This is a genomic window from Amycolatopsis sp. NPDC051372, assembly GCF_040682095.1.
GTDB lineage: Bacteria > Actinomycetota > Actinomycetes > Mycobacteriales > Pseudonocardiaceae > Amycolatopsis.
In genome coordinates, this window is the sequence record NZ_JBFBAF010000009.1 from 154,931 (window position 1) to 178,362 (window position 23,432).

The following is a 23,432-nucleotide window of genomic DNA, read 5'->3' on the forward strand; positions in this document are numbered from 1 at the left end:
AGCGAGCCAGGCCCATCACGTTCTCCGGAGCACCCGGCGCAGAGCGCCGGCCTGCTGCCCGAGTTCGTCCAGGCCGGCCGCGACCACGAGGGCCGCGCCGGTCGCGATGGCCTGTGCGAAGTACGGCACGTTCATCAAGGTCATACCGTTGTTGAGCACGCCGAGGAAAACCACCCCCAGCAGGACGCCGAGCATCGTCCCCCGGCCGCCGCTGAACGCGACCCCGCCCAGCAGCACCGCGGTGAGCACCTGCAGCTCGAAGTTGGCACCGAGCGTGCTCGGCGGCGCGGAGTCGAGCCGCGCCGCGAAGAGCACCCCGCCGAGGCCGGCGGCCAGCCCGGTGACCACGAACACCCGCAGCGGCAAGCGTTTCGTCGCGATCCCGGAGAGGAACGCCGCCTCCCGGTTGACGCCGATCGCGTAGACCTGGCGACCGGCGGGCGTGCCGTAGAGGAACAGCGCGCCGAGCCCGAACACGATGAACGCGATCCACACCGGGACCGGGATGCCGGCATAGAGACCACGGCCCAGCAGCGACATCCCCGTTCCGAAGTCGGCCGGCGGGTCAGAGCGCAGGAACTGCGCGATCCCCCGGTACAGCTGCAGGGTGCCGAGCGTGACGATGATCGGGCTGAGCCGGGTGTAGGACACGAGCACGCCGTTGACCAGACCACCCACCGCGCCGACGACGAGGCCCGCGAGCACGGCCAGCCCCCAGTTCAGGTGATGGTCGACGATGAGCAGCCCGGTGACCACCCCGGACAGCCCGACCACCGACCCCACCGAGAGGTCCACGTAGCCCATGATCACGAGCACCGCCTGCGGCACCGCGACGATGAGCAGCACGGCGCCCGACAGCGCGATGTTCTTGATGTTCCCCACGGTGAGGAACAGGTCCGACCCGCTGGTGAAGAAGCCAACCAACACGAGCAGGCCGATCAGCAGTGCCGACCGCAGGACGAGCTCCAGCACCGGCGTACGCCGGGTGGTGCTCCCCTCGGGGGTGGCGGTTGCCGTCGTCATGGGCGTACCTCCGGGAGGGTGGCTGCGGCGTCGTCGGGCAGGTCAGTGGTGACACCGGTGAACTGATGGGCTTCGGCGAGCAAGGCGGATTCGGTGATGTCCTCGCCGGTCAGCTCGGTGGTGAGCCGGCCGCGGTCCATCACGACGGCGCGGTGCGCGAGCAGGGCGACCTCCTGGGCATCCGAAGACGCGAAGACCACCGCAAGACCGCGGGCGGCCAGCTCCCGGCACACCTGGTAGATCTGCCGCCGGGCTCCGACGTCGACTCCCTGCGTCGGCTCGTCGAGCAGCAGCACGCCGAGCTCCCCGGCCCGCGCGAGCCAGCGGCCGAGGACGAGCTTCTGCTGGTTCCCGCCGGAGAACTGGCCGCCCTTGCGGCCGCCGTCGGGCGGCTGGAGGTCGACCTGCCGGGCGGTCTCGGCGAACAGCCGCTTCTCGCGACTGTGCCGCCGCAGGCCGAGCCGCGCGAGCCGCCGGTACGACGGGAGCAGCAGGTTGTCCGCCGCGTTGCGGGTCGGCCACAGCGCCTGCCGGAGCCGGTCCGACGGGACGAGCGCGATCCCGCGCCGCACCGCACCCGCCGGGGTGCGCGGCGCCGACCGTTCGCCGTCGACCTCCGCGCTGCCGCGGGCGGCGCGGTAACGGCCGGCGAGCGTCTCCAGAAGCGACGTGCGGCCGGAACCGAGCACACCGTAGAGACCGAGGATCTCGCCGGAGCGCACGTCGAGGTCGATCGGCCCGAACCGCGGGCCGGCCAGGTCCCGCAGCCGCAGCCGGACCGGACCGAGGTCGGCGGGCTCGGCCGGTGCCGTCGGCGCGCCGGTCCCGCCGGAGATCACCTCGACGATCCGCTCCGGCTCGACATCGGAGACCTTCTCCTGCAAGGCGACCACACCGTCGCGGAGGACCGTGACCCGGTCGGCGATGCGGAAGACCTCGCCCAGGCGGTGCGTGGTGTAGACGATGCGCGCCCCGCCGTCCTTCATCTTCACGATCTCGGCGAAGAGCCGTTCCGTTTCGCTCTCCGACAGCGACGCCGTGGGCTCGTCGAGGATCAGCACCCGCACATCGGTGCGGTGCCACGCTTTCGCGATCTCCAGGAGCTGCTTGGTGCCCATGGGCAGGCCGCCGACCTTCGTCCCCGGCGCGACGTCGAGGCCGAACCGGTCGAGCAGCTCGGCGGTGACCCGCCGCTGGCCGGCTCGGTCGAGCACCCCGGCGACGGTCTTCTCCTGGCCGAGGAACAGGTTGTCGCTCACCGACAGCACGTCGATCAACGAGAGGTGCTGGTGGATGGTGGCGATCCCGGCGGTGAAGGCCCGGTTCGGGGTGAGCTGGCCCAGCGACTCGCCGTCGAGCGCCAGCTCACCCGCGTCCGGGGTCACCACTCCGCCGATGCACTTGATCAAGGTCGACTTGCCGGCGCCATTGGGGCCGAGCAGCGCGTGCACCTCGCCGGGGGCGATGTCGAGATCGACTCCCTTGAGGACGGTGGCCGCGCCGTATCCCTTGACCAGGCCTCGAATCGTGAGCGTCATCGGGTTCCTCAGCTGTAGTCGCTCAGGTATTCCTTGAGCGAGGGGGTGCTCGCGGTGAGCGCGACCGGCGGGACGTTCACGCCCTTGTTCGGCTTGCCCTCCAACAGGTCCGCCGCCACGTCGGTGACCGCGAACCCGATGTCCCGGATGCGCACCGCGACCGAGACCCGGTAGATCCCGCCCTGCGACACCGCCTGAAGGCCTTCCTTCGACCCGTCCTGGCCGCCGATGAAGATGCCCGGGTCCTTCGGGTTCTTGCCCGCGTTGAGGAACGCCTGCTGCGCGCCCAGGGCGACGTCGTCGTCGTACCCGAGCACCATGTTGAGGTCGGGGTGCGCCTGCAGGACCGTGCGGGCGATCTGCTCGCCGTCCGCGCGGGTGCCGGCCTTCTGCGTGGAGACGATCTCGACGTTGCCACCCGCGGCGAAGGACGCCCTCAGGCCGTCGTCGCGCTGCGCACCCACCGCGAGGTCCCGGTTGTTGAGCACGAGCACCTTCACCGGTCCCTGGTGCTGCTTGGCCCACTCGGTGGCCGTCTTGCCGAGCGCCTGACCGCTCTCGAGGCCGCTGAACAGCACCGAGGCGTCCTGGTTCTTCAGCGGCGAGGCGTAGGAGACGAACACCGTGCAGTTGCCCCGCGCCTGCTGTGCGAGCGGTTCCATCGACGCCGGCTCGAGCGGGTAGGACACGATCGCCGGGATCTTCTGCGTCACCCAGGTCTGCACGTTCTGGGTCTGCTTCTGCAGATCCTCGTCGTCGGCGGTGTACTTCATCTGGTACCCGCGGGCGGTGGCGCGCTGCTCGGCGAACCGTTTGAGGTCGCCGTAGACCGACAGCGACGTCAACGGGTAGTCGAAGCCGATCACCTTGTCGGTGGAGCGCTTGCACGACTGGCCGCCGGAGGCCGAGCCGCTGTCCTGGGTGATGCCACCGCAAGCGGCCAGGGACAGAGTCAAGAGGGCCACCGCGGTGGCGCCGGCCAGCCGGCAGAACGGGACGGGGTGTTTCATCGAAATTCTCCCTGCAATCGGGATTCGGGGGGACCGATTTTCAGACGCGAGCGCGGAAGTTGCCGAGCACGTTGTTCAGCAGCCGGGAAACGTTGTTCTCGTAGCCGTTCCACGGCAGGCAGCCGGTGAAGCAGATGGAGCCGACGGAGAAGACCGCACCGCCGCCCGGGCGCTCGACGATCACCATGTCGGAGCGAACGAGATCGGACTCGCTGCCGCCCAGCCCGGGGGCGAGCATCAGCACGTCCTCGACGGCGAGCTGGTAGAAATCGCTGTGGCGCTGTGAGGTGGCCAGCACAGCCGTGTTCGGCGGGCTGCCCAGGGTGAAGTCGCAGCGGTCGAGTTCGTCGCCGCTCGCGCCGTTCATGATCAGACCGAAGTCACCGATGAGATGGTCGTCGATGCCTTCGAAAACCCAGGCCCATTCGGGCTCGTAGGACAGTGGGGTGCGCTCGAAGGGCGGGGCCTTCTCGTCCCAGCCCTGGCTGCACATGCCGACTCCGGCGAGCTTGTTGGGCGACCGGCCGCGCCAGCGCCACAGCCCGCCCGGCTCGCCGGTGGTCGAGTGGTGGCCCTCCCCCGGCTGGATCTCCCAGGTCCGGATGCCGCCCGAGCGACGCACCTCCAGCACGCCCGGCTGTTCCGGGTCCTGCGAGGTGACCCAGTAGAACCCGTTGCCGCCCAGGTACATCAGGCAGTGTCCGGTGTCGACGTGACGCTGCAGCGCGTCGAGCATCGCCCCGCTGTAGTACTCGGGGTGCGAGCCGGTGAGCACCACCTGGTAGCCGTCCAGCGCGTGCTCGGGATCGGCGTGCAGGTCGTGGTCGCTGAGCACGTCGTGCTCGACGCCGTTTCGGACGAGCCAGTGCTCGAGGTAGAGGTCGGCACCCAAGCTGCGCGGCGCGTTCTGCAGCCACATGCGGTAGTCCGGGCGCAGGTTGAGGATCGGCCGCAACGCGCTCGTGTAGCAGATGCCGGAACCGTCGCTGTGCAAGTCGTAGAGGCTGGACCCGAACTCCGGGTGCTCGGCGAGCGTGACGTCGTGCAGTCCCGGCGTGATCGGATGGTCGGTGATGCCGGCGGCCTCGTAGTCGAGCCGGTGCTGGAGGCGTTCGTTGGCGTAGGCCAGGTAGGTGAAGGTCGGGATCAGGTAGGCGACCTTCGGGCGGGACGCACCGGTCGCGGGCGCCACCACAACCGGGATGTGGTCGGTTTCCTCGCCGTCCCGGGTGCTCCCGCGGAGCCGGACCGCGTAGATGCCGCTCGGCAGGTCGGCCGGCAGGTCCACCCAGGCCGTCTCGGGCCAGCCGGCGTCGATCAGGTCGTCGTCGTGGAAGTGGATCGCGGCGTACTGCTCCGGCGCGGCGGCGCAGTCGTGCACCTCGCCGGTCCAGGTGTGCCCCGTCATCGCGCGCGCCGGCTTGTTCACCAGCAGGCCGTGCCGGCCCCGACCGGAGACGTCCTCGGCGGTGTCGGTGGCGAAACCACGCTCGAAGGCCCACTCGGCGAGCGTGTCTTCACCGGAGGAGAGCACGGGATGCTCGACCTTCCCGTTGAACACGGCACCGGGGAAGTGCCGGGTGCCCTCCGACGGGCAGCGCAGCGCGGCGACCAACACCCCGCTCGCGGCCGAAAGGTCCACTTCGGACTCGCCACGCAAGCTGACCGGCTTTTCGTCACCCGGGAACGGTTCCAGCGGCACGATTTCCAATGCCACACCACCGGCGCCGACCTCGGCGGAGACGCGGTACCAGCGCCGGTTCGCCAGCGGCCGGGCGGCCTCGAGCAGCACCGCACCGGCACCGGTGGACAGCCGGAGGCGGCCGGACTCGCCGAGTGTCACCGCGACGACCGGCTCACCCCCGGCGTCCACCACGCTCAGCACACCCTGTTCCCGGCCCGCGTCCACAGTGGTCGGCCAGATCACCACTCCGGCGCTCAGCCGGGTGGTGCCGGCCGGGACGACGTCGTCCGCTCGCAGGCAGGAGCCCACCGGCGTGACCTGCTCCCCCGCGACCACGACCTGGCTGGGGACGGAAGCCACGTCGCTGCTGAGGAAGCCGGGGCCGAGCGGGTTCGTGTCGCCGTGCAGGAGCCGGACGAGATCGACCGTGACCTGCCCGCCGTCACCGCTGATCCGGACCGGGAGCGAGTCCCCCGGCCGGGCGGACAGCTGGTCCAGGTAGCCGATCAACCTCATGAACGCTCTCCGCCCATTCGCCTCGTGCCCGAACTTCCACAACAACGGTCGGGACTGCCCTGCGGTTTCTGATTGCGAGGACCGTACCTGTGACCGAACTTCCACGCAATACCTCGTATTTACGAGGAGGTTTCCGCGCATCACGTTCTCGTTACGGCGCGGGCACGGCAGCCGGACAGTGCCTGGTGTCGAGAACCGCGGCCCGTCACCACCAGGTGCAGGCGTAGCCGAGGAACAGGCCGACACCCGCTGAGATCGTGGTGAAGAACCCTAGGCAAGCGGTACGGAGACTCCGACTGTCGTGCCGCCGCCTTGCGGGCTGTGCAGCCACAGACGGCCGCCGAGCGCTTCGACTCGGTCGGCGAGGCCTGCCAGCCCCGAACCACGGGAGGGATCTGCTCCGCCCTCGCCGTCGTCCTGGACTGTGAGCCGCAGTGTGCCGTCATCAGAGGTGAGCAAGATGTCGCTCATGGTCGCCTTCGCGTGCTTGGCCGTATTGGCCAGTGCTTCGGCGACGGTGTAGTAGGCGGCGATCTCGATCGGGTCGGCGAATCGCGCCTGCGTGCGGACGTCGAGGTGGACGGGCAGAGTTGCGCGTCGGGCCAACGACTTCAACGCCGGCTGCAGTCCGCCCTCCGCGAGAACGGCCGGGTGTACGCCGCGGGAGATCTCACGGATCTCGTCGAGCACGCTGCTCAGCCCATCCGCGACGCTGTCGAGCTGTCGAACCAGTTCGCCCGCGTTCGCCGGCGCGGACAGCTGAGCTTCGCGCAGCAGCAGCGCCAGGGTCACCAGGTGCTGCTGCACGCCGTCATGCAGGTCTCGCTCGATGCGACGGCGTGCGGTGTCGGCCGCGGTCACGATCCGTGCCCGAGACGCCCGCAACGCCGCTTGTGCCTCGGCTTTCGCCAGTGAGGTGCCGACCAGTTCGGTGAACGCGGTCAGCCGTTCCTCGGTGAGCGACGGCAACCGCTCGGTTCCGGCGGTCGCCACACTGATGACGCCCCAGACCCGTTGTTCGACGTTGATCGGGACACCGACCGCCGAGCGCGATGCCGGAGGCCGCGAGGACGGTGCGGCGGCGGCGGGCTTGACGCTGTGGTCGTCGATCCTGGCATGCGCGCGAGTCCGGAAAACCTGTGTGTGCAGACGGTCGCTGTCGAACGGCAATGGCTGACGCGCGGGGAATGGCTCACCCGGACGGGACCGCTGCCAGCCGCCCACGACAGTCGCGGTGCCGTCGAGGTCGTACCGGCTCAGAACGGCAAGGTCCACCCCCAGCAACATCCCGACCTCGGTGGCAACGGCGGTGAACACCTCACCCTGCGGTGCGGCGCGAGCGACCAGCGTTGCCACGCGACGCAGCGCGGCTTGCTCATCGGCGTACTGGCGCAACTCCAGCCGGGCCAGCGTATCCGCCAGCGCTGTCGCGACCAGCTTGGTGAATGCGGTCAACCTGCCTTCGGCATCCGCGGGCAGTGGCTGCTCGCGCGTGGACATCACGCTGATGCAACCCCACAGCCGCCCCTCGACGCTGATCGGTGCCCCGACCGCGGAACGGATGCCGAGCTTACGGATCCGGTGGACGACGGCGCCTGAACTCTTCCGGTAGTCGTCTATCCGGGCAGTCCGACCCGTCCCGGACACCAAGGTCGGTATGTTCGTGCCGGCCAGGTCGTACTGGGTGCCGATGACGACCGGCCCCGTGCCGTCATCGGTCCGGCGCCACCCGCCGACGAGCGTCGCGCGATCGGCCGCGTCGAATCGGCTCAGAAACGTGAAGTCGGCCTCCAAGACCCGGCCGACCTCGGCCGCGACCGCGACGAACACGTCCTCAGGTGCGGCAGCACTCGCGACCAGCGTTGCCACCCGGCGCAGCGCGGCTTGCTCATCGGCATACCGACGCAGTTCGACCCGTGCCTGCGTGTTCGCGATCGCCGTCGCGACGAGCTCTGTGAATCCGACCAGGCGTCCTTCGGTGTCGTCTGACAACGTTCGTGGTTGCAACGACAGAACGACTACGGCACCCCACAGCCTGCCCTCTACGCTGATCGGCACGCCCACCACGGAACCAAGCTGCTTGCACGCACCTGTGGTGGGCGTGTCGACGAGTTCGTTGACGTGGTCGATTCGCACTGGTCGAGCCGTCTCGTGCACCAACGTCAACACGCTGGAGTCATCCAGATTGAACCGGGTGCCGGGACGCGGCGAGTTCGTGGCGGTCCGTGTCCACACCCCGACCGCGACGGCGATTCCATCCTCGCCGTACCGGTTGATCGTGGTGATGTCGGTGCCGACGACACGCCCGATCTCGGCGGCGACAGCCGCGAACACCTCGTCGGGCGGCACAGCGGCCGCCACCAGCGCTGCCACCCGCTGCAGCGCCGCCCGTTCCTCAGCGATCCGCTCGTCCGTCCGGTCAGCCGTCAGATCCTCCGCGCCGGCGACGTCACGCACTGGACGCCACCGATACCCCACACTGCGCCCGGCGGTGAACCCAGTCAAGGCGCCCGGAGCTCGCGCGTCCGGTGGCGACAGCGGCCGTCAATACGTCCCTCCGTCGGAAAGATCCGGCTGTCAACAGCCCGAGCGCCTTTTCGAACGAGAAACTGCTCCACCAAAAACCCGGCTACTTCGTGGGCCTCGGACTTGGCAGCACCCATCCCCTATCTGACTCGAAACAATTGGCCGATACCCACACGTCGCACGTTTGACCGGCTCCGGGCAGGGTACGTCCAAAACCACGGCCCGCTCGGGTCACGCAACCCGGCCGAAAGGAGTACCCGATGGCCGGCCAGGAAGATCAGCACGGCTGGGCACAAGACATCGGCACCGAGGGCGGCGCCGCCGCCGAGGCCGCGCGCAAGGCGCGAGAAAAGCCCACCCACGAGCCCGATCCTCACCGCGACTACTCACCGAGCGGCACGCTCTCGGACACAGACACGGAACCCGGTTCACCTTTCGGCGCGGGCGAAAGCACTACGCGCCGAGGGGAAGAGATCGGCCCGGATCCCGGCGAGAACGTCGAGGGCTATAAGGACGTTTCTCAACGGCCCTACGGTGGCACGCGCGAGTAGCGACAGCCGTTCACCTGCATCCCTCTGAGAGCTCGAAGGATGACCTCCTTCCGGGCCGCCGACCGCGATCATGGACCGGGCACGCAACGCTGTCCGCGCCTCGGGCCGGGGCGTCATCTCCGACGTCACTCCGGGCGGGCTTTGTTGCTGGGCGGGCTGCGACACCGCGGGCCTCCATTCGGCGGGCGCACCGTTATCGCCCCAGGTACCCCGTTCAGCTGGTTCACGCCCCGACACCCCCGACTCGCCCACCAGGCCTGAATCACCGCACCGTCGTGCGTCCTCGATCTTCGAGCCACCTCCTGGTGCCCGACACCGCCAGGGTCAGCCGACTAAGCGATGACGGGCCTCGTCGGCTTCACTTTCTCGTGCCTGCGCGCCCGGTTGGACGCGACCCCGGCCGGGTAGCCGCTCCGGCAACGCCGCATCACGGGGAAGAAGGTCCCGATGAATCCCGAGCTGCCCTTGGCCGACGAGCTCGCCGGCGTGTTCGCCAGACTGTCCGGCCTACTGCTCACCGCCGAGACCGTGCAGTCGGTGCTGAGGCTGATCACCGCAGCGTCGCGGGAAGTGTTCCCTTCCGCCGTGGGGGCGGGGGTGACGATCGCCGGGGACCAGGGCACGCCGGTGACCTGGGCTGCCACCGGCGAAGAGGTCGAACGGGCGGACCGCCTGCAGTACGAGCTGGGGTCGGGGCCGTGCCTGACGGCGTGGCAGGAAAGCTCGGTGATCGATGTCGGCGACCTGCGCGACGAGGACCGCTGGCCGGATTGGACCGCTTCGGCCGCCGGCCTCGGTCTGCGGTCCGTGCTGAGCGCGCCGATGGTCACGGGCTGCCGAAGCCTCGGCGCCCTCAAGATCTACGCCGGCCGGCCGCACGCGTTCGAGAAACGGGATCGGATGCTGCTCACGATGTTCGCGTCACAGGCCGCGGTCCTCGTGGCGAACGTGCGGGCGGCCGATGCCGCCGGGCGGCTCAGCACCGAGCTTCGGTCGGCCCTGCGTGCCCGGGACGTCGTCAGCATGGCCGTGGGAGTCGTGATGGGTCGCGACCACACGTCCGAGGAAATGGCCTTTCTCCTGCTGGCGGACGAGGCCTCGCGAGCCCACACGCCGCTGCAGGACAACGCCGAGGCAGTGCTGCGCTCGACCGTGCGGCCACGCCGATGAGCGCGCCCGACAGGGATGGGCAGCAACGCGAGATCCTCCTCGCCTACCGGCACGCCGACCTGACCGCGGAACAGCTTTGGACCCGTTATTTCGCACTCCGCGGCAGCCACGACCTGGTGGCGGTCGAGGCGTACCTGGACGGTGTCGCCGAGCTGCCACCACACCAGTGCGACCTGCTGGCCCAGGCGGTCAACGAGCGCCTCGACGAGGTTTCCTGGACCCGTCGTGCCCCCTACAGCCGAACTCTCCGCCCCAGCCGGCCGCGCGATGATTCGCTGGCCGCGCTGGTGCACTTGCTCGAAGGTACGGAGCTGGCACCGCCCGAACGGCTCGCCCACCTCGTCGAGGAGGCGGGCAGGCTGATCGGCGTCGGGTTCAGCCCCTACCTCGTCGACTACGCCCAGCAGTACCTGCACCCGCTGTCCGCCGCCGGAGATCCCGGACCGCCGCTGCCGATCGACAGCACACTGGCCGGGCGCGCTTTCCGCAGTCTCGAGGTGCTGCCCGCGGATTCGGCCGGATCGCCGTGCCTGTGGGTGCCGCTCGTCGACGGTGTCGAGCGGATCGGCGTCCTGCGGGCCGACGTCGCCGACGAAGACACGCTTCAGGACCCCGGCCTGCGTGCGCAGTGCCGGTGGACGGCTTTGCTCATCGGGCACCTCGTGGTGCTGATGACGCAGTACGGCGACGGGCTGGATGCGGTGCGCCGGCGCAGGGACCGGACGGTTCCGGGCGAGCTGATCTGGTCCTTGCTGCCGCCGCTGACCGCGGGCGTCGACGGTTTCGTCGTCACCGGTGTGCTCGAGCCGCGGCACGCCGTGGCCGGAGACGCCTTCGACTACTCGCTCTCGGACACCACCGCCTTGCTGTTCATCGTCGACGCCGTCGGGCACGACCTGCGCAGCGGCCACATCGCCGCCACCGCGCTGGCCACCCACCGCAGCGCCCGCCGCGCCGGCTACGGGCTCTTCGAGCAGGCCCGCCAGATCGACGAAACGATCGCCGCGGCGTTTGGCAACGCCATCTTCGCCACGGCCGTGTTCGTCGAGGTCGACCTCGCGACCGGGAGGATGCGGTACATCAACGCGGGTCACCCGGAACCGCTGCTCATGCGCGGCGGCAGGGTCGTCAAGCGGCTGATCGGCGGCAGGCGCGCCGCGCTGGGGCTGGGCTCCGGCGAGCTGGTGGTCGGAGAGGAACAGCTGCAGCCCGACGACTGGCTGGTCCTGTACACCGACGGCATCACCGAGGCCCGAAACAGCGAGGGCGAGTTCTTCGGTGAGGCGCGGCTGGCGGACTTCCTGCGACGCGAAGCGTCCGCCGGGTACCCGCCACCGGAAACCGTGCGACGACTGATCCAGGCCGTGCTCACCCATCACGACGGCTCGTTGCAGGACGACGCCACCGTCCTGCTCGCGCGGTGGACCGACCCACGCAACCTCATTCCCAAAGGGTGACATCCCTTCCGCATGGAGGGAGTTCCGAGCGGATTCGCACACCAAGGACGACGAGGCTGGGCAACGCAACGCCCACGGCCGGCGCCCCTGCCACACGCATCCCGCCTAACGCGGTTTCGGTTGCCCCCGGCTTGAGCTCGCCGCGGATGGCTCCTTGCCCGTTTGCCGTTGTCGCCGGCTCAAAAATCACCGAATGGAGCCGGGACATCGGACCTCGGACCAGCCCGGGGTCAGCGACCCAATGCGTGCTACAGCTCCTTCTTCGCCATGTTCGACGAGCCCTTGATCTTGCGTCTTTCGCCTCGTTGCAGAGCTGCTCCTTGGTCGCCCGCCCGGCATTGATCAGCGCTCCGCCGGGGGCCAGACCGCGGTCAGGCCCCCGGTCGGAGGAGGATTTTCTGGGCGCCGTAGAGCTTTTTCTGGAACATCTCGTACGCACGCGGCGCGTCGGCCAGTGGCAGGGTGTGAGTGGCGAACCCTTCGACGCCCAGCGGATCACCGTCGGCCGTCAGGACGGGCATGATGTCGCCGAGCCAGTGCCGGACGTTCGCCTGGCCCATGCGCAGCTGGATCTGCTTGTCGAACAGCTCCATCATCGGGATGGGGTCGACCATGCCGCCGTAGACGCCCGACAGTGAGATCGTGCCGCCGCGCCGGACGGTGTCGATGGCGGCGTACAGCACGCTGAGCCGGTCGATGCCGGCCTTCTCGGTGATCTTCGCGGCGATCGGCTGGGGCAGCAGGCCGACCACACTTTGCGCCAGCTTGCCGACCGGCGCGCCGTGAGCCTCCATCCCGACTGCGTCGATGACGGAGTCCGCGCCACGGCCATCGGTGAGCTGCCGCACCGTGTCGGCGATGTCCTTGTGGTCTCGCGTGTCGATCGCCGTCGCGCCGTGCTCGCGGGCGCGGGCCAGGCGCTCCGGCACGAGGTCGACGCCGATCACCTGGGCCGCACCGCGGTGCCGCGCGACGCGGCACGCCATCTGCCCGATCGGGCCGAGGCCGAACACCACAACGGTGCCGTCACGCGGGACGTTCGCGTACTCGACGGCCTGCCACGCCGTCGGGACCACATCGGACAGGTAGACGAACCGCTCGTCCGGCGGCCCGTCCGGCACCTTGATCGGCCCGTACTGCGCCTGCGGCACCCGCAGGTACTCAGCCTGCCCGCCGGGTACCTGGCCGTAGAGCTTCGTGTAGCCCAGCAGTGCGGCGCCCTTTCCCTGCGACGTCACCTGCGTCGTTTCGCATTGCGACTGCAGGCCACGCTCGCACATCCAGCAATGCCCGCACGAGATGTTGAACGGGATCACCACCCGGTCGCCGGGCTTGAGGTCCGCCACGCCCGCGCCGACCTCCTCGACGACGCCCATCGGTTCGTGGCCCAGGATGTCGCCCTCGGTCATGAACGCGCCGAGCACCTCGTACAGGTGCAGATCCGAGCCGCAGATCCCGGTGGACGTGATCCGCACGATCGCGTCAGTGGGCTCCTCGATCTTCGGATCGGGGACGTCTTCGACGCGAACGTCGCGTTTGCCCTGCCAGGTCACTGCTTTCATGGCGCCGCCTCGTCTTCCGTGGGTGTTCGCTCCCACCGGTTTCCCGCCGGGAGCGAGCGCAAACCGGGGACGGCGGGGATCAGGAGGCGGCGATCCGGAAGGTGCGCAGCCGGGGGTCGGCCGGATCCGAGGCGTACACACCGGCCTCGAGCCCGCTGAGCAGGTAGGGAGCGGCACCTGCTCCAGCTCCAGGTCGCCTGGGCCGGGGCCGGGGCCGGGCAAGTCGGGGGCTTCGCGCCGGCAGCTCGGCCGGCGACCGAACCGCCGTCACGAGCCGGGCGGCGGTCTGCTCGTCGTCAGCGACGGTGAGCTGTGCGGTCACCCGCCGGTGGTCCGACAGCCCGAGGTCCAAGCGGTGTTCGGCGCGCAGCCAGTGGTTGGCGTCGTACCCGGAGCAGCCGAGGTCGGCGACGTCGAGGACGATCTTGAGCGGATCCTGGTCGTCGGCCGGCCCAGGGCCGACGAATCCTCGCGTGCCATCACCCGGATCCCCGGGACAGCCACCAGCTCCGCGCGGGTCGGCTTCGCCAGCCCGAGCACGTCGTCGAGAAGCTCGTGGCCGTGCTCGACCGTCTGCCGGTGCCACCCGTGGAGTCCCGCGTAGATCAGCGACGAGGGGCTGGTGGTGTCGAGCAGATCGGCCCGGGCAGCGAGCAGCCGCGGGCCGACGAGGTCGCCTTGCGGTGTTCATCGCCCATTTCGGCAGGACGGGGGTGGAACCGCAGGTGTGCGCCCCAGGCCTCGTCGACGATCAACGGCACGCCACGCTCGTGGCACAGCCGCGCGGTATCACGGAGGGCCAATTCACCGAGCGGGTCGACCGTCAACGCACTCGACGGTTGGGCCGGCCCGGCGGCGGTTAACCCCCTACCATGACTGGCCAACGGATCGTCGTGACCGGCGCGACCGGCAACCTGGGCACCGCCGTGGTCCGCGCGCTCGCCGCGGACCCGGCCGTCGGGTCCATCGTGGGCCTCGAACGCCGGCCCGCCGCGGCCCCTCCGCCGAAGACCCAGTACGTGCCGCTCGACGTGACCCGGGACGACCTCGCGCTCACCCTGCGCGGTGCCGACGCCGTGGTGCACCTGGCGTGGCTGTTCCAGCCGACGCATCGGCCGGACCTCACCTGGCAGACCAACGTGCGAGGCTCGCTGCGCGTTTTCGAAGCAGCTGCCGAGGCCGGTGTACCCACAGTCGTCTACGCGTCCTCGGTCGGCGCCTACTCGCCGGGTGACGGTGACCGGCGGGTGAGCGAAGACTGGCCCACCCACGGCTGGCCGACCGCCGCGTATCCCCGGGAAAAGGCTTACGTGGAGCGGTGTCTCGACACGTTCGAACGGGAGCACCCGGCGACGCGGGTCGTGCGGCTGCGCCCCGGCTTCGTGTTCCAGCGCTCGGCCGCACCGGAGCAACGGCGGCTGTTCGCGGGCCCGTTCGTGCCCGGCTCCCTGCTGCGACCCGGTTTCGTCCCGGTGGTCCCGGACGTGCCGGGGCTGCGGTTCCAGGTCGTGCACAGCGACGACCTCGCCGACGCCGTGCGCCGCTGTGTGTCGCGCCCGGTCCGCGGCGCGTTCAACCTCGCGACGGACGACGTCGTCGACCCCGCGTTCCTGGCCCGGCTGCTCGACGCCCGGCTCGTGCCGGTGCCGCCGTGGCTCGTCCGCCCGGCGCTGGCCGCCGCGTGGCGGCTGCACCTCGTGCCGGCCACGCCGGGCCTGTTCGACACGGTGCTGCGGCTGCCGTTGCTGGACACGACGCGCGCGAAGTCCGAACTGGACTGGCACCCCCGCCACACCGCCGCCGAAACCCTTGGCGAGTTCCTCGCCGGCCTTCGCGAAGGCACCGGCGGGGGCACGCCCCAGCTCGCCGGCGACGACACCCGGAAGAGCGAGATCTCGTCCGGTATCGGGCAGCGACCCTGAATTTTCACGGGATGAAGTCCGGTGATTCCCGGCTCAGCCGGACTCGTCCGTCGCCTGATGCTCGCTACCGACGGGCTTCGACTCCGGGGAGCCGCGCTGTCGCAGGTAGACGCCGAAGATGGCTGTCGCAGGTAGACGCCGAAGATGGCCATACAGCCGATGGCGAGGAACTCCGACTGCCAGTTCTGCAGCGTGCGATCCCAGAAGTCGGCCGAGAGCAGCCCGCGAACGACGACGAGGTGAGGTACTCGCCGCGGCTCACGGCCGGGACGCCGTGGGCCAGCCGGCTGTCGTTGAAATCAGCGAGACCCGACCAGGCCTGGCCGGCCAGGGTGACGAGGGACAGGCCGCCGAACGCGAGGAAAAGTCCGTTGTCGCGCACGAAAGTCCGCCGGGTCATCGGCTCAGCACCCCGATCACGATGAAGTACGCCAGGCCGGCGAGAACCAGCACCAGGTAGACCGCGAACACCGCGCGCCCTCATCGGCCACCCACCGCCCAGTCGCAGACCTGCTCGTTACGGGGGCGGCAGCCGGCGCCCGTGACCCGCCAGCCGTCGGGGAACTCGTGCAGGAACAAGGTATCTGCGCCCGAGCGGGCCTGAGCTTCGTCACCCAGACCCGGCCGACGTGACGGGCGCGCGGCACGAGGGCCGCCAAGGCCCGGCGCCCGAGCGCGTCACGCGCGCGGTGCGAGCAGAGCACAGGCGTCAGCCCCCGTCGACGCCGCGGTGACGAACTTCTGCGCGGCGGCCTGGGCCTCACCGTCACCGGCGGGCCCGCAGCCGGCGACCGCCGTCAGCACCACTGCCGAGGTCACGCCCGTGATGATCTTGCGCACCCTGCCGGGTACCCGCTCGCGCCGAAGCCCAACGCCGGCCCACCGACGACGACGCGGATCAGGCAGTCGCGCTGCTCAGCTTCAGCGGGTCCTTCGGCGCCCGCCCCCGCGCGTCCAGCATCTGCTGGCCGAGCTCCTGCAGGCGCTTGCGCCCCATCGCTGCGCGCACCTGCGGGAACCAATCGTCCTCCTCCTCATCCACGTGGTGGCGGACGTTCTCAGTCAGCACCGTGACCTTCGCGTCGAACGTCTCGTCCGTCGCAGCGAGGCCCGTGAGCTCAGAAAGCATCCACACCACCACGTGGTGCTCCTCGACGCTTTCCAGCACGTGGTCCTTCGTCTCGGGCACGGCCTCACGAGCGGCGGGATAGAAGATCTCTTCCTCGATGTAGGCGTGGATCGTCAGTTCCTCGGTGATCGAGTCGGCGATCCGGCGCTTCTCCTCGTAGGCATTCTCCCCCGCCTTCTCGAACTGCTTGAACAACCCCTCCACCGTCTTGTGGTCCTTCTTCAGCAGCACGATCGCGTCCGTGGACACAGGCCCTCCTCGGTCAGGCTCCACCCGGCGGCCGCCGCCGGCTCACGCCGGAATACCCCGGCTGGCGGCATGGAAACCTGCCGAGGAACTGATCAACCGGCGGGCGTGACCGCGTGGACAGCCGAGGCGACATCGCCGCGCACCGTCAGCTCCTCACTGAGCCCCAGCAAGTCCAGGATGCGCACGACCTGCCGGTTGCCGCTCGCGATGGCGACGGAGGTGTTTTCGCGGGCGGCGCGGCGGCGGAGCAGGACCAGGCTGGTGATGCCGCTCGAACCGAGGAAGTCCACAGCGGACATGTCGACGACGAGCGCCGGGCCGGAGGCTTGGAGGCCCGAGTCCAACGCGGTGTCGAAGTCCGCCGCGGTGGCGAGGTCGACGTCGCCGCGAACCCGGACGATCGTGACGGGACCGTCGGTGTCGGTTTCCGCCTCGAACGGCGGTCTCGGGAAACCGGCGGGCGGGGTGTTCATGTTCGTCTCCTTCGGCAGGTGGCCGACGTTGGCCGCCGGAGTAGGCGTCTCAGTTTATCCAGGAAGCCAGGGCCCGTGCAGATCACCGGCGACGGAAGGCCAGCAACGCGATGTCGTCCTGGGCGTTGCGGCCGAAGCGTTCGAGCAGGTCGTCGCACAACTCGTCGAGGTCGGTGTCCTGGGTGAGGGCCGTGGCGAGGGAGGCCATGCCGTCGTCGATGGTTTCGCCGCGCCGCTCGATGAGCCCGTCGGTGACCAGGAGCACGAGCGCGCCGGGTTCGAGGTGCCAGGAAGTCGCCGCGGGCCGGTCGAGGCCGATGCCCAGGACCGGGCCGCTGACGTCGAGGTAGCGGACGCCGCGCGCGTCGGCGGTCAACGGCGGGATGTGCCCGGCCGAGGCGATCTCAACGGCTCCGCTCTCCGGATCGACGAGGATCAGGCACATCGTGGTGAGGTCGCGCGGGTGGAACCGCTGCAGCATCGCGTCGAGGCGGTCGAGGATGGCCACCAGACCGTGGCCCTCGACGGCGTAGGCACGCAGCGCATGCCGCACCTCGCCCATCACCGTGGCCGCCGCGAGCGAGTGGCCGGCGACGTCGCCGACGGCGATCAGCGTGCGACCGTCGAGTTCGGTGACCTCGTAGAAGTCGCCGCCGATCTCGGCATGCCGGGAGGCGGGCTGGTACCTGGCCGCCATGTCCAGTCCGGGCGGGATCGGCAGTTCGCGAGGCAGCAGACTCTGCTGCAGGGTGACGGCGAGCGCGTGTTCCTCCGACAGCGTCCGCATGCCCTCGTACGCCAGCGCCGCCGCCTGGCCCAGTTGGGTGAGCAGGTCGCGGTCTTCTTCGGCCGGCGCCGTTTCGCTGTCGACCGCGATGCAGATGGCCGGGGTGGCGGTGGTGGAGCGGGCCAGCACCAGAGTGGACGGCCGGCCGGCGCGCCAGTCCAGTTCCAGGTGCTCGGCCACCGCGATCCGGGAACCGCTGCCGAGCACCCTGCCGGTCAGCGCGTCGAGAACGGCGACCGGCTCGGTGCCGAACACGACCGACCGGCCCGAAGCGGTAGCAGTGCGCAGCTCGCCCAGCGGTGTGAGAGCCAGGACCGCGGCGGAACCATCGAGCACGGCGGCGGTGCCGGTGGCCGCGGCGGCCAGGAACTCGTCGAACGTCGTGGCGGAGTTGACCGCGATCGACGTTTCGGTGAGCAGCGCGAGGCGACGCACGAGGCGTTCGGCCGTCGACCGGGCGCGGTAGTAGCGCAGCGCCGACTCGACGGTCGCGACGAGCACGGCCGGGTCGACCGGCTCGATCAGATAGCCGTCGGCACCCCGGTTGAGGCCTTTCGTGCGGTCCTCCGGCTCGATGGCGGTGGCCGAGATGTGGATGACCGGCATGGCCGCGGTCCGGGGATTGCCCTTGACCTGTTCGCACACCTCGAATCCGCTCATGTCCGGCAGGTTCACGTCGAGCAGCACGAGATCGAGCCGCTCGGCTCCCAGCAGTGCCAGCGCTTCGCCACCCGTGCGCGCTTCGGTGACGCGATACCCCTTGCGGCGCAGCCAGCTGCTGGCCAGGTATCGGCTGGCTTCGCTGTCGTCGACCACGAGGATTGAGCCGAGCGGGTGGGAACCGAGCTCTCCCGGTGTCGTCATCGGGGCACCGTCCTTCGTGCAACGGCGAATGCTTCGCCGACAGCAAGCCTGATCGTCTCGGCCGAGATCTGCGACTTGAGCAGCAGCGCGGCCCGCAGGCCACTGCCTGTGAGGTCCAGCCCGTCGGGGACCGCGGAGGTCAGCACCACGACCGGGAGATCCCGCGAGCCCGGTTTGTCCCGCAGCACGGTGAGGACCTCGCGGCCCTGCATGCCGGGCATCGCGAGGTCGAGGAACACGACGTCGGGCCGCAGCTCGGTGAGGATGTCGAGCGCCTCGCGGCCGTCGGAAGCGTGGCGGATGTCGCCGGCGAGCTCGGCGATCCGGCCCGCGAACAGCCTGCGGAAGCCGGGGTCGTCGTCGACCAGCAGCACCGTGCCGAGGCGGGTGATGTCGCGGCCCGGTGCCTCGACGGGAAGACGGAGCTCGACGGTCGTGCCGCGGCCCGGCTCGCTGTCGAGCGTGAGCTCTCCGCCGAGGATTTCGGTGAGGCGGCGGGCGTAGGGCAGGCCCAGCCCGGTGCCACCGGCGCGCGCCTGCAGCGCACCCGGCACCTGGTGGAACTCTTCGAACACCCGCTCGTGCTGGTCGGGCGGGATGCCGATCCCGGTGTCGGTCACCACGAACCGCACGTGTCCGTGGTCCGGCTGCACGGCGAGCCGGACCTCGCCGCGTTCGGTGAACTTCAAGCCGTTGGACAGCAGGTTCCGCAGGATCCGGGTCAGCATCGTCTCGTCGGTGACGATTGCCTCGACCTCGGGCTTGTCGTCGATCCGCAGCTCGACCGCGGCGGACGGGACGGTGGAGCGCAGCGCGCCCTTCAGCTGGAGGAACAACGCCCGCAGGTCGACCGGCGCGAACTGCGGAACCAGCCGCCCGGACTCGGCTTTCGCGGTGTCGAGCAGCTCGTTGATCATCGCGAGCAGCGTCGCGCCCGACTCGTCGATGAGCCGCACCTGACGCGCCTGATCTGGCGTCAGCGGCCCGGTCTCCGGCGACGCCAGCATCCGCGCGAGTCCGACGATCGAGTTGACCGGCGAACGCAGCTCGTGGCTGACGTTGGACCAGAACCGGGTCTGCGCGTCGTTGACCGCGGCCAGCTGGGTCGTTTTCTCATTCAGCTCCGCATACAGCGCGACGACGCCGCGGTTGGTCTCCTCCAGTTCCTCCGACAGTTCCTTGTAGAGCGCGACCACGCCCTGGTTGGTCTCCTCCAGCTCCGCGTTGAGGCGCAGCAGCTCCTGCTGCTTTGCCTCGAGGTCGCCGAGGGTGCCGAGCAATTCCTGGTTGTGCGCGCGAAGCTCGTCGAGAGGGTTGACGACGCCGCTCGCGGCCAACCGGTCGCGCAGCGAGTCGACGACGGCCTTCGGCAGGAACGCCCCGGTGGCCTTGCTCATCACCACCTGAGCGGTGGTGCCGCTGTGGGTGGCACGCAAGTCGTCCATCAGCCGCGCCGCGGTGCCGCGGCCGACTTTCAGTACCTCACCGGGTGGCGGACCCTGCCAGGAGAACTCGATGTCCAACGCCGAACGTCCCTGCGACGTCAGCGCGAACACCACCGCCGCCGGCACGCCGGCCCGGACGAGGTCGCGTCCGACATCGCTGAGCGCCGTGGCGACCCGGACCTGGTCCTGCGCGTCCAGCCCGATCGCCTCGGCCACTTCACGGCCGCGCTGGCGGACGGTGAACACGTCCGGCTCGCCGGTGATGCTCAGGCGGAGCAGTTCCCGCGAGGTCATGGCCGTGGCTTGCCGACGAGCACGGACGCGTCGTCCTTGCGGACTCCCGCGTCGCGCAGCAGTACCGTCGCGATCACCAGCGGCGACGCCGCGAACAACGCGCGCCGGTCTTCGGGGTTCCAGCGCTCGGTGAGGCCGTCGCTGTGCAGGACCACGGCCGCGCCGGGCGGGAGGTCGTAATCGAACGCGCGGATGGACCGGGCTTGGTAGCCGGCCACGCCGGGTACGGAAACCATGCCGCCTTTGCGGCCGTCGGACACCACCGTGGCCGCGATGTTGCCCAGCCCGGCGAACCGGACCCGGCCGGCCCCGAGGTCGAGGTCCGCGACGGCGACGGCACCTCCGCGCGTGCCGCGCAGCTCGGAGTGCAGCTGCGCGACGAGGTGCTCCGGCACGTCGTCCGACCGCTCGCAGAACAGCCGGACCGCGGCCTGGGAGGCGGCGGCCGCGAGCGGACCGTGCCCCGAGCCGTCACACATCATCAGCCGCAGGCGGCCGTCGGACCGCGTGACGGCGTACGCATCCCCGCAGACGACTTCACCGTCGATAGGGCGCGTGATTCCCGCTGCGTCGCCGTCGACGATCTCCGGCAGCGGCGCGCGGCCTGGATGGAACCGAGCCGTGACGACCGTGCCGCGCCCGGGTTCGGAGAACACCCGCACCGTGTCGGCGAGCCGGTGCACGGCGCCGAGGCCGACGCCCAGCGTGCCCGTGGTTGAGCTGCCGTCCTCGGTGGCCAGGCGCACGTTCGCGATCCCGGGCCCGTGGTCGAGGGCCACCACCTCGAGCGCGGCCTGGGTCGTCGCGCGCACCGCGCGCACCACGATCGAGCCCCGCTCGGCGTGCTTGTGCAGGTTCGTCGCCAGCTCGGTGACCGCGATCCCGATCTCCGCCACTCGCGTTTCCCGGAACCCGAGCCGCTCCGCGAGCGACGCGGCCGTGCGGCGGGCACTGCCCGCCGTCGCGGGTTCCTCGACCCGGATCCACGCCACGTCGTCGGCCACGGGTAGGCACGTCGTGCTGGTCACCTCGACCACTTCACCACAGTAACGTCGGTTCCGCGGCCCACCTCGGTGTCGAGGGTGAACTCGTCGACCAGCCGCCGGGCCCCACTGAGGCCGAGTCCGAGGCCGGTGCCGCTGCTCCACCCGTCGGCCAGGGCGAGTGTGGTGTCGGGAATGCCGGGGCCGTCGTCGTGGAAGGTCGCCTTCACCCCGGTCCGGCGGCCGTCGCCGACGATCTCGACGCACATGGTTCCACCGCCGCCGTAGATCAGCGTGTTGCGGGCGAGTTCGCTGGTGGCCGTGACCAACTTGGTCTGGTCGACCAGTGAGAGCTTCACCTGCTGGGCGATCGTCCGCACGAGCTGGCGAGCCCGCACCACATCGGCGTCCGCGGAGATCGTGACCCCGTCCACCGAGCCGGTGGTCACCGGCGCTCCACCGCGGACGCCTCGTCACCTGCGACCGACAGACCCCTCCTTCGCGCGGCGAGGCCACGAAGGATCTTCATGCCCTTGTCCAGATCCAGCGCAGTGCGCACATCGCCGAGCGTCAGCCCGAGCTCGACCAGCGTGATCGCCACCGCGGGCCGCATCCCGACCACGACGGTGTCCGCGTCGAACAACCGCGACAACGACGCGATCGTGGCGAACATCCGGCCGATGAACGAGTCGACGATCTCCACCGCCGAAATATCGATCACCACGCCCGACGCGCCGGTGACGCTGATCTTCTCCGCCAGGTCTTCCTGCAGGGCCATCACGCTTTGGTCCTGCAGGTCGATCTGGATGGAGACCAGCAGCACGTCGCCGATCTTGAGGATGGGAACGCGTTCCATCAGGCGAGCCGCTCGCCCGAACGGCGAACCATGTCCACGCCTTCCCGGCGCAACGCGTGGCGCAGCGCATCGGCCAGCGTCGCCTTCGTCGTGATGTCGCCGAACTCGATGCCGAGCGCCACGATCGTCTGCGCGATCTGCGGCCGGATCCCGGAAATCGTGCACTCCGCACCCATCAGGCGAGCGGCGACGACCGTCTTGAGCAGGTGCTGGGCCACCTGGGTGTCGACCGCCAGCACGCCCGTGATGTCGATGATCGCCTGCTCGGAACCGGTTTCGACCAGCGCCTCGAGCAGCTTCTCCATCACCACCTGCGTGCGCGCGGAGTTCAGCGTGCCGATCAGCGGCACGGCGAGGACTCCGTCCCACAACTTGACCACCGGGGTCGTCAGCTCGAGCAGCTGCTCGGACTGTTCCTTGATGATCTCCTCGCGCGCGGCCGCGAACGTCTCGAACGTCCACAGCCCCAGTGCGTCGAGCAGGCTGGAGAACGCCAGCACCTCGCGGAACAGCGCCGGGGCATCGCCGGTCTCGGTCAGCTCGGACACCACGCGCTTGAGCGCGAACACGCTCGACGCCGTCTCCGACGGACTGAATCCCTGGCGCGCGCGGTTGCGCGACAGCTCCGCGAGCAACGCCTTGGCCTCGCCGAACTTCTCCCCGTCGAGGCTCTCGCCGTCGCCGCCGATGACCGGCTCGATCGCGGCCAACAGCTCCCGCAGGTCACGCTCGAGTTCGACCGTCGTCAACCGGCCCCGAACGCCTGCGACGGCGACCTCCACCCACCGGGCGAGCAGCCGTTCCCGGTTGTCGCGCACCAGGTTCGGCAGCCGACCGACCCGCCCCTCGCCGGTAGTCATCCCGAACCTCCTCGCGCGTCGACAAACCGAACGCAAAGCCTAGTCCGGTGAGCGTGCGCGCCGAGGTGTCGGCCCCTCGAAGGGCCTCGCTCGTTCAGCCGTCCGTGCTGCGAGCCCGTAGTCTTGGCAAGGCTGTTGCGGCCACTCGCCAGGCGAGAAGGAGGCCGGCACGATGGATCAGGCAGAGTTCGCGACCCCGTTCGGCCTCCGGCTCTCCCACGACCGGGTCGGCGCCGTCCGCGTCGTGCGCGCCGCCGGCGAGGTCGACGCGGCGACCGCTGAGATGCTGCACGAAGCCGCGATGCTCGGCGGTGGCGAAGAACCGACCACGCTGGTCCTCGACCTGAGCGAGGTCACGTTCCTCGACTCGGCCGGACTGACCGTGCTCGTCCGGGTCGAACGGAAGCAGCGCGCCCAGGGCGGCTCGCTGGCCGTCGTCACGCGCAACCGCGCGGTTCTACGCGTTCTGGAGATCACAGGCCTGGACCGGTCACTCACGATCCTGTCCACTGTGGACGACGCGCTGAACTGAG

At 70.1% G+C, this 23,432-nt stretch carries 21 protein-coding genes and 2 pseudogenes; 5 read left to right on the forward strand and 18 right to left on the reverse strand.

The genetic code is table 11. The features are described from left to right. Window positions 1-15 precede the first annotated feature (15 nt). The 5 genes from AB0M56_RS16110 to AB0M56_RS16130 form a co-directional block, all read right to left on the reverse strand. Window positions 16-1,023 (reverse strand): ABC transporter permease, encoded by a 1,008-nt coding sequence (locus tag AB0M56_RS16110; protein ID WP_364176093.1) that lies wholly within the window; start codon window positions 1,021-1,023, stop codon window positions 16-18. Then, a complete protein-coding gene (locus AB0M56_RS16115) occupies window positions 1,020-2,561 on the reverse strand; it encodes a sugar ABC transporter ATP-binding protein (RefSeq protein WP_364176096.1) in 1,542 nt (513 codons plus the stop codon). The genes AB0M56_RS16110 and AB0M56_RS16115 overlap by 4 nt, the downstream gene beginning before the upstream one ends. 8 nt (window positions 2,562-2,569) lie before the next feature. Continuing rightward, window positions 2,570-3,571: a sugar ABC transporter substrate-binding protein gene (locus tag AB0M56_RS16120; RefSeq protein ID WP_364176098.1), complete on the reverse strand. Its 1,002-nt coding sequence runs from the start codon at window positions 3,569-3,571 to the stop codon at window positions 2,570-2,572. A 40-nt stretch (window positions 3,572-3,611) separates the two neighbouring features. Continuing rightward, complete coding sequence (locus AB0M56_RS16125; RefSeq protein ID WP_364176100.1) at window positions 3,612-5,771, reverse strand: N,N-dimethylformamidase beta subunit family domain-containing protein; 2,160 nt, start codon at window positions 5,769-5,771, stop codon at window positions 3,612-3,614. Window positions 5,772-6,041: 270 nt separating this feature from the next. Continuing rightward, window positions 6,042-8,228: a GAF domain-containing protein gene (locus tag AB0M56_RS16130; RefSeq protein WP_364176102.1), complete on the reverse strand. Its 2,187-nt coding sequence runs from the start codon at window positions 8,226-8,228 to the stop codon at window positions 6,042-6,044. Window positions 8,229-8,557: 329 nt separating this feature from the next. On the opposite strand from AB0M56_RS16130, the gene AB0M56_RS16135 reads away from it, so the two are divergent. The 3 genes from AB0M56_RS16135 to AB0M56_RS16145 all read left to right on the forward strand — a co-directional run bounded on the left by AB0M56_RS16135 (window position 8,558) and on the right by AB0M56_RS16145 (window position 11,475). Further along, the gene (locus AB0M56_RS16135; RefSeq protein WP_364176105.1) at window positions 8,558-8,848 is read left to right on the forward strand and encodes a hypothetical protein; all 291 of its coding nucleotides are present in this window, start codon (window positions 8,558-8,560) and stop codon (window positions 8,846-8,848) included. A 447-nt stretch (window positions 8,849-9,295) separates the two neighbouring features. After that, window positions 9,296-10,018, forward strand: a complete 723-nt coding sequence (locus tag AB0M56_RS16140) for a GAF and ANTAR domain-containing protein (protein ID WP_364176108.1) — start codon at window positions 9,296-9,298, stop codon at window positions 10,016-10,018. Continuing rightward, entirely contained in the window at window positions 10,015-11,475 is a 1,461-nt protein-coding gene (locus AB0M56_RS16145; RefSeq protein WP_364176111.1) for a PP2C family protein-serine/threonine phosphatase, read from the forward strand. The genes AB0M56_RS16140 and AB0M56_RS16145 overlap by 4 nt, the downstream gene beginning before the upstream one ends. Before the next feature lie 371 nt (window positions 11,476-11,846). Here the strand turns inward: AB0M56_RS16145 and AB0M56_RS16150 are convergent, their stop codons facing one another. After that, window positions 11,847-13,037 carry a zinc-dependent alcohol dehydrogenase gene (locus AB0M56_RS16150; protein WP_364176114.1) on the reverse strand — a complete coding sequence of 397 codons (1,191 nt, stop codon included), beginning with the start codon at window positions 13,035-13,037 and terminating at the stop codon, window positions 11,847-11,849. An 872-nt stretch (window positions 13,038-13,909) separates the two neighbouring features. Between AB0M56_RS16150 and AB0M56_RS16155 the strand changes: the two genes are divergently transcribed. Further along, window positions 13,910-14,959, forward strand: a complete 1,050-nt coding sequence (locus tag AB0M56_RS16155) for an NAD-dependent epimerase/dehydratase family protein (protein ID WP_364176117.1) — start codon at window positions 13,910-13,912, stop codon at window positions 14,957-14,959. A gap of 33 nt (window positions 14,960-14,992) precedes the next feature. Here AB0M56_RS16155 and AB0M56_RS16160 read toward each other — a convergent pair whose 3' ends face one another. The 12 genes and pseudogenes from AB0M56_RS16160 to AB0M56_RS16215 all read right to left on the reverse strand — a co-directional run bounded on the left by AB0M56_RS16160 (window position 14,993) and on the right by AB0M56_RS16215 (window position 22,899). Further along, on the reverse strand, window positions 14,993-15,115 hold the full coding sequence (locus AB0M56_RS16160) for a DUF6766 family protein (protein WP_364176418.1): 123 nt from the start codon (window positions 15,113-15,115) through the stop codon (window positions 14,993-14,995). Continuing rightward, window positions 15,106-15,180, reverse strand: a pseudogene (locus tag AB0M56_RS16165) (DUF6766 family protein); the annotation flags it as partial. The pseudogene AB0M56_RS16165 and the gene AB0M56_RS16160, both read right to left, overlap by 10 nt. A 62-nt stretch (window positions 15,181-15,242) precedes the next feature. Further along, window positions 15,243-15,443 (reverse strand): annotated as a pseudogene (locus tag AB0M56_RS16170) (hypothetical protein); the annotation flags it as partial. A 194-nt stretch (window positions 15,444-15,637) separates the two neighbouring features. Continuing rightward, window positions 15,638-15,778: a hypothetical protein gene (locus tag AB0M56_RS16175; protein ID WP_364176120.1), complete on the reverse strand. Its 141-nt coding sequence runs from the start codon at window positions 15,776-15,778 to the stop codon at window positions 15,638-15,640. Window positions 15,779-15,857: 79 nt separating this feature from the next. Next, entirely contained in the window at window positions 15,858-16,337 is a 480-nt protein-coding gene (locus AB0M56_RS16180; protein ID WP_364176123.1) for a hemerythrin domain-containing protein, read from the reverse strand. A gap of 92 nt (window positions 16,338-16,429) precedes the next feature. Next, entirely contained in the window at window positions 16,430-16,810 is a 381-nt protein-coding gene (locus AB0M56_RS16185) for an STAS domain-containing protein (protein WP_364176126.1), read from the reverse strand. 82 nt (window positions 16,811-16,892) lie between these two features. Continuing rightward, window positions 16,893-18,461, reverse strand: a complete 1,569-nt coding sequence (locus AB0M56_RS16190) for a fused response regulator/phosphatase (RefSeq protein WP_364176127.1) — start codon at window positions 18,459-18,461, stop codon at window positions 16,893-16,895. After that, complete coding sequence (locus AB0M56_RS16195) at window positions 18,458-20,200, reverse strand: ATP-binding protein (protein ID WP_364176130.1); 1,743 nt, start codon at window positions 20,198-20,200, stop codon at window positions 18,458-18,460. Before AB0M56_RS16195 ends, AB0M56_RS16190 begins: the two co-directional genes overlap by 4 nt. Beyond that, window positions 20,197-21,237 (reverse strand): ATP-binding SpoIIE family protein phosphatase, encoded by a 1,041-nt coding sequence (locus AB0M56_RS16200; RefSeq protein ID WP_364176132.1) that lies wholly within the window; start codon window positions 21,235-21,237, stop codon window positions 20,197-20,199. Before AB0M56_RS16200 ends, AB0M56_RS16195 begins: the two co-directional genes overlap by 4 nt. Then, window positions 21,225-21,632, reverse strand: coding sequence for an anti-sigma regulatory factor (locus AB0M56_RS16205; RefSeq protein ID WP_364176135.1), 408 nt, complete (start codon window positions 21,630-21,632; stop codon window positions 21,225-21,227). Before AB0M56_RS16205 ends, AB0M56_RS16200 begins: the two co-directional genes overlap by 13 nt. Beyond that, window positions 21,629-22,039, reverse strand: coding sequence for an STAS domain-containing protein (locus tag AB0M56_RS16210; RefSeq protein WP_364176138.1), 411 nt, complete (start codon window positions 22,037-22,039; stop codon window positions 21,629-21,631). Before AB0M56_RS16210 ends, AB0M56_RS16205 begins: the two co-directional genes overlap by 4 nt. Beyond that, window positions 22,039-22,899, reverse strand: coding sequence for an STAS domain-containing protein (locus AB0M56_RS16215; protein WP_364176140.1), 861 nt, complete (start codon window positions 22,897-22,899; stop codon window positions 22,039-22,041). Before AB0M56_RS16215 ends, AB0M56_RS16210 begins: the two co-directional genes overlap by 1 nt. Before the next feature lie 172 nt (window positions 22,900-23,071). Here AB0M56_RS16215 and AB0M56_RS16220 point away from each other — a divergent pair, with 172 nt between their 5' ends. Continuing rightward, window positions 23,072-23,431 (forward strand): STAS domain-containing protein, encoded by a 360-nt coding sequence (locus AB0M56_RS16220; RefSeq protein WP_364176143.1) that lies wholly within the window; start codon window positions 23,072-23,074, stop codon window positions 23,429-23,431. The last annotated feature ends 1 nt before the right edge of the window (window position 23,432 follow it).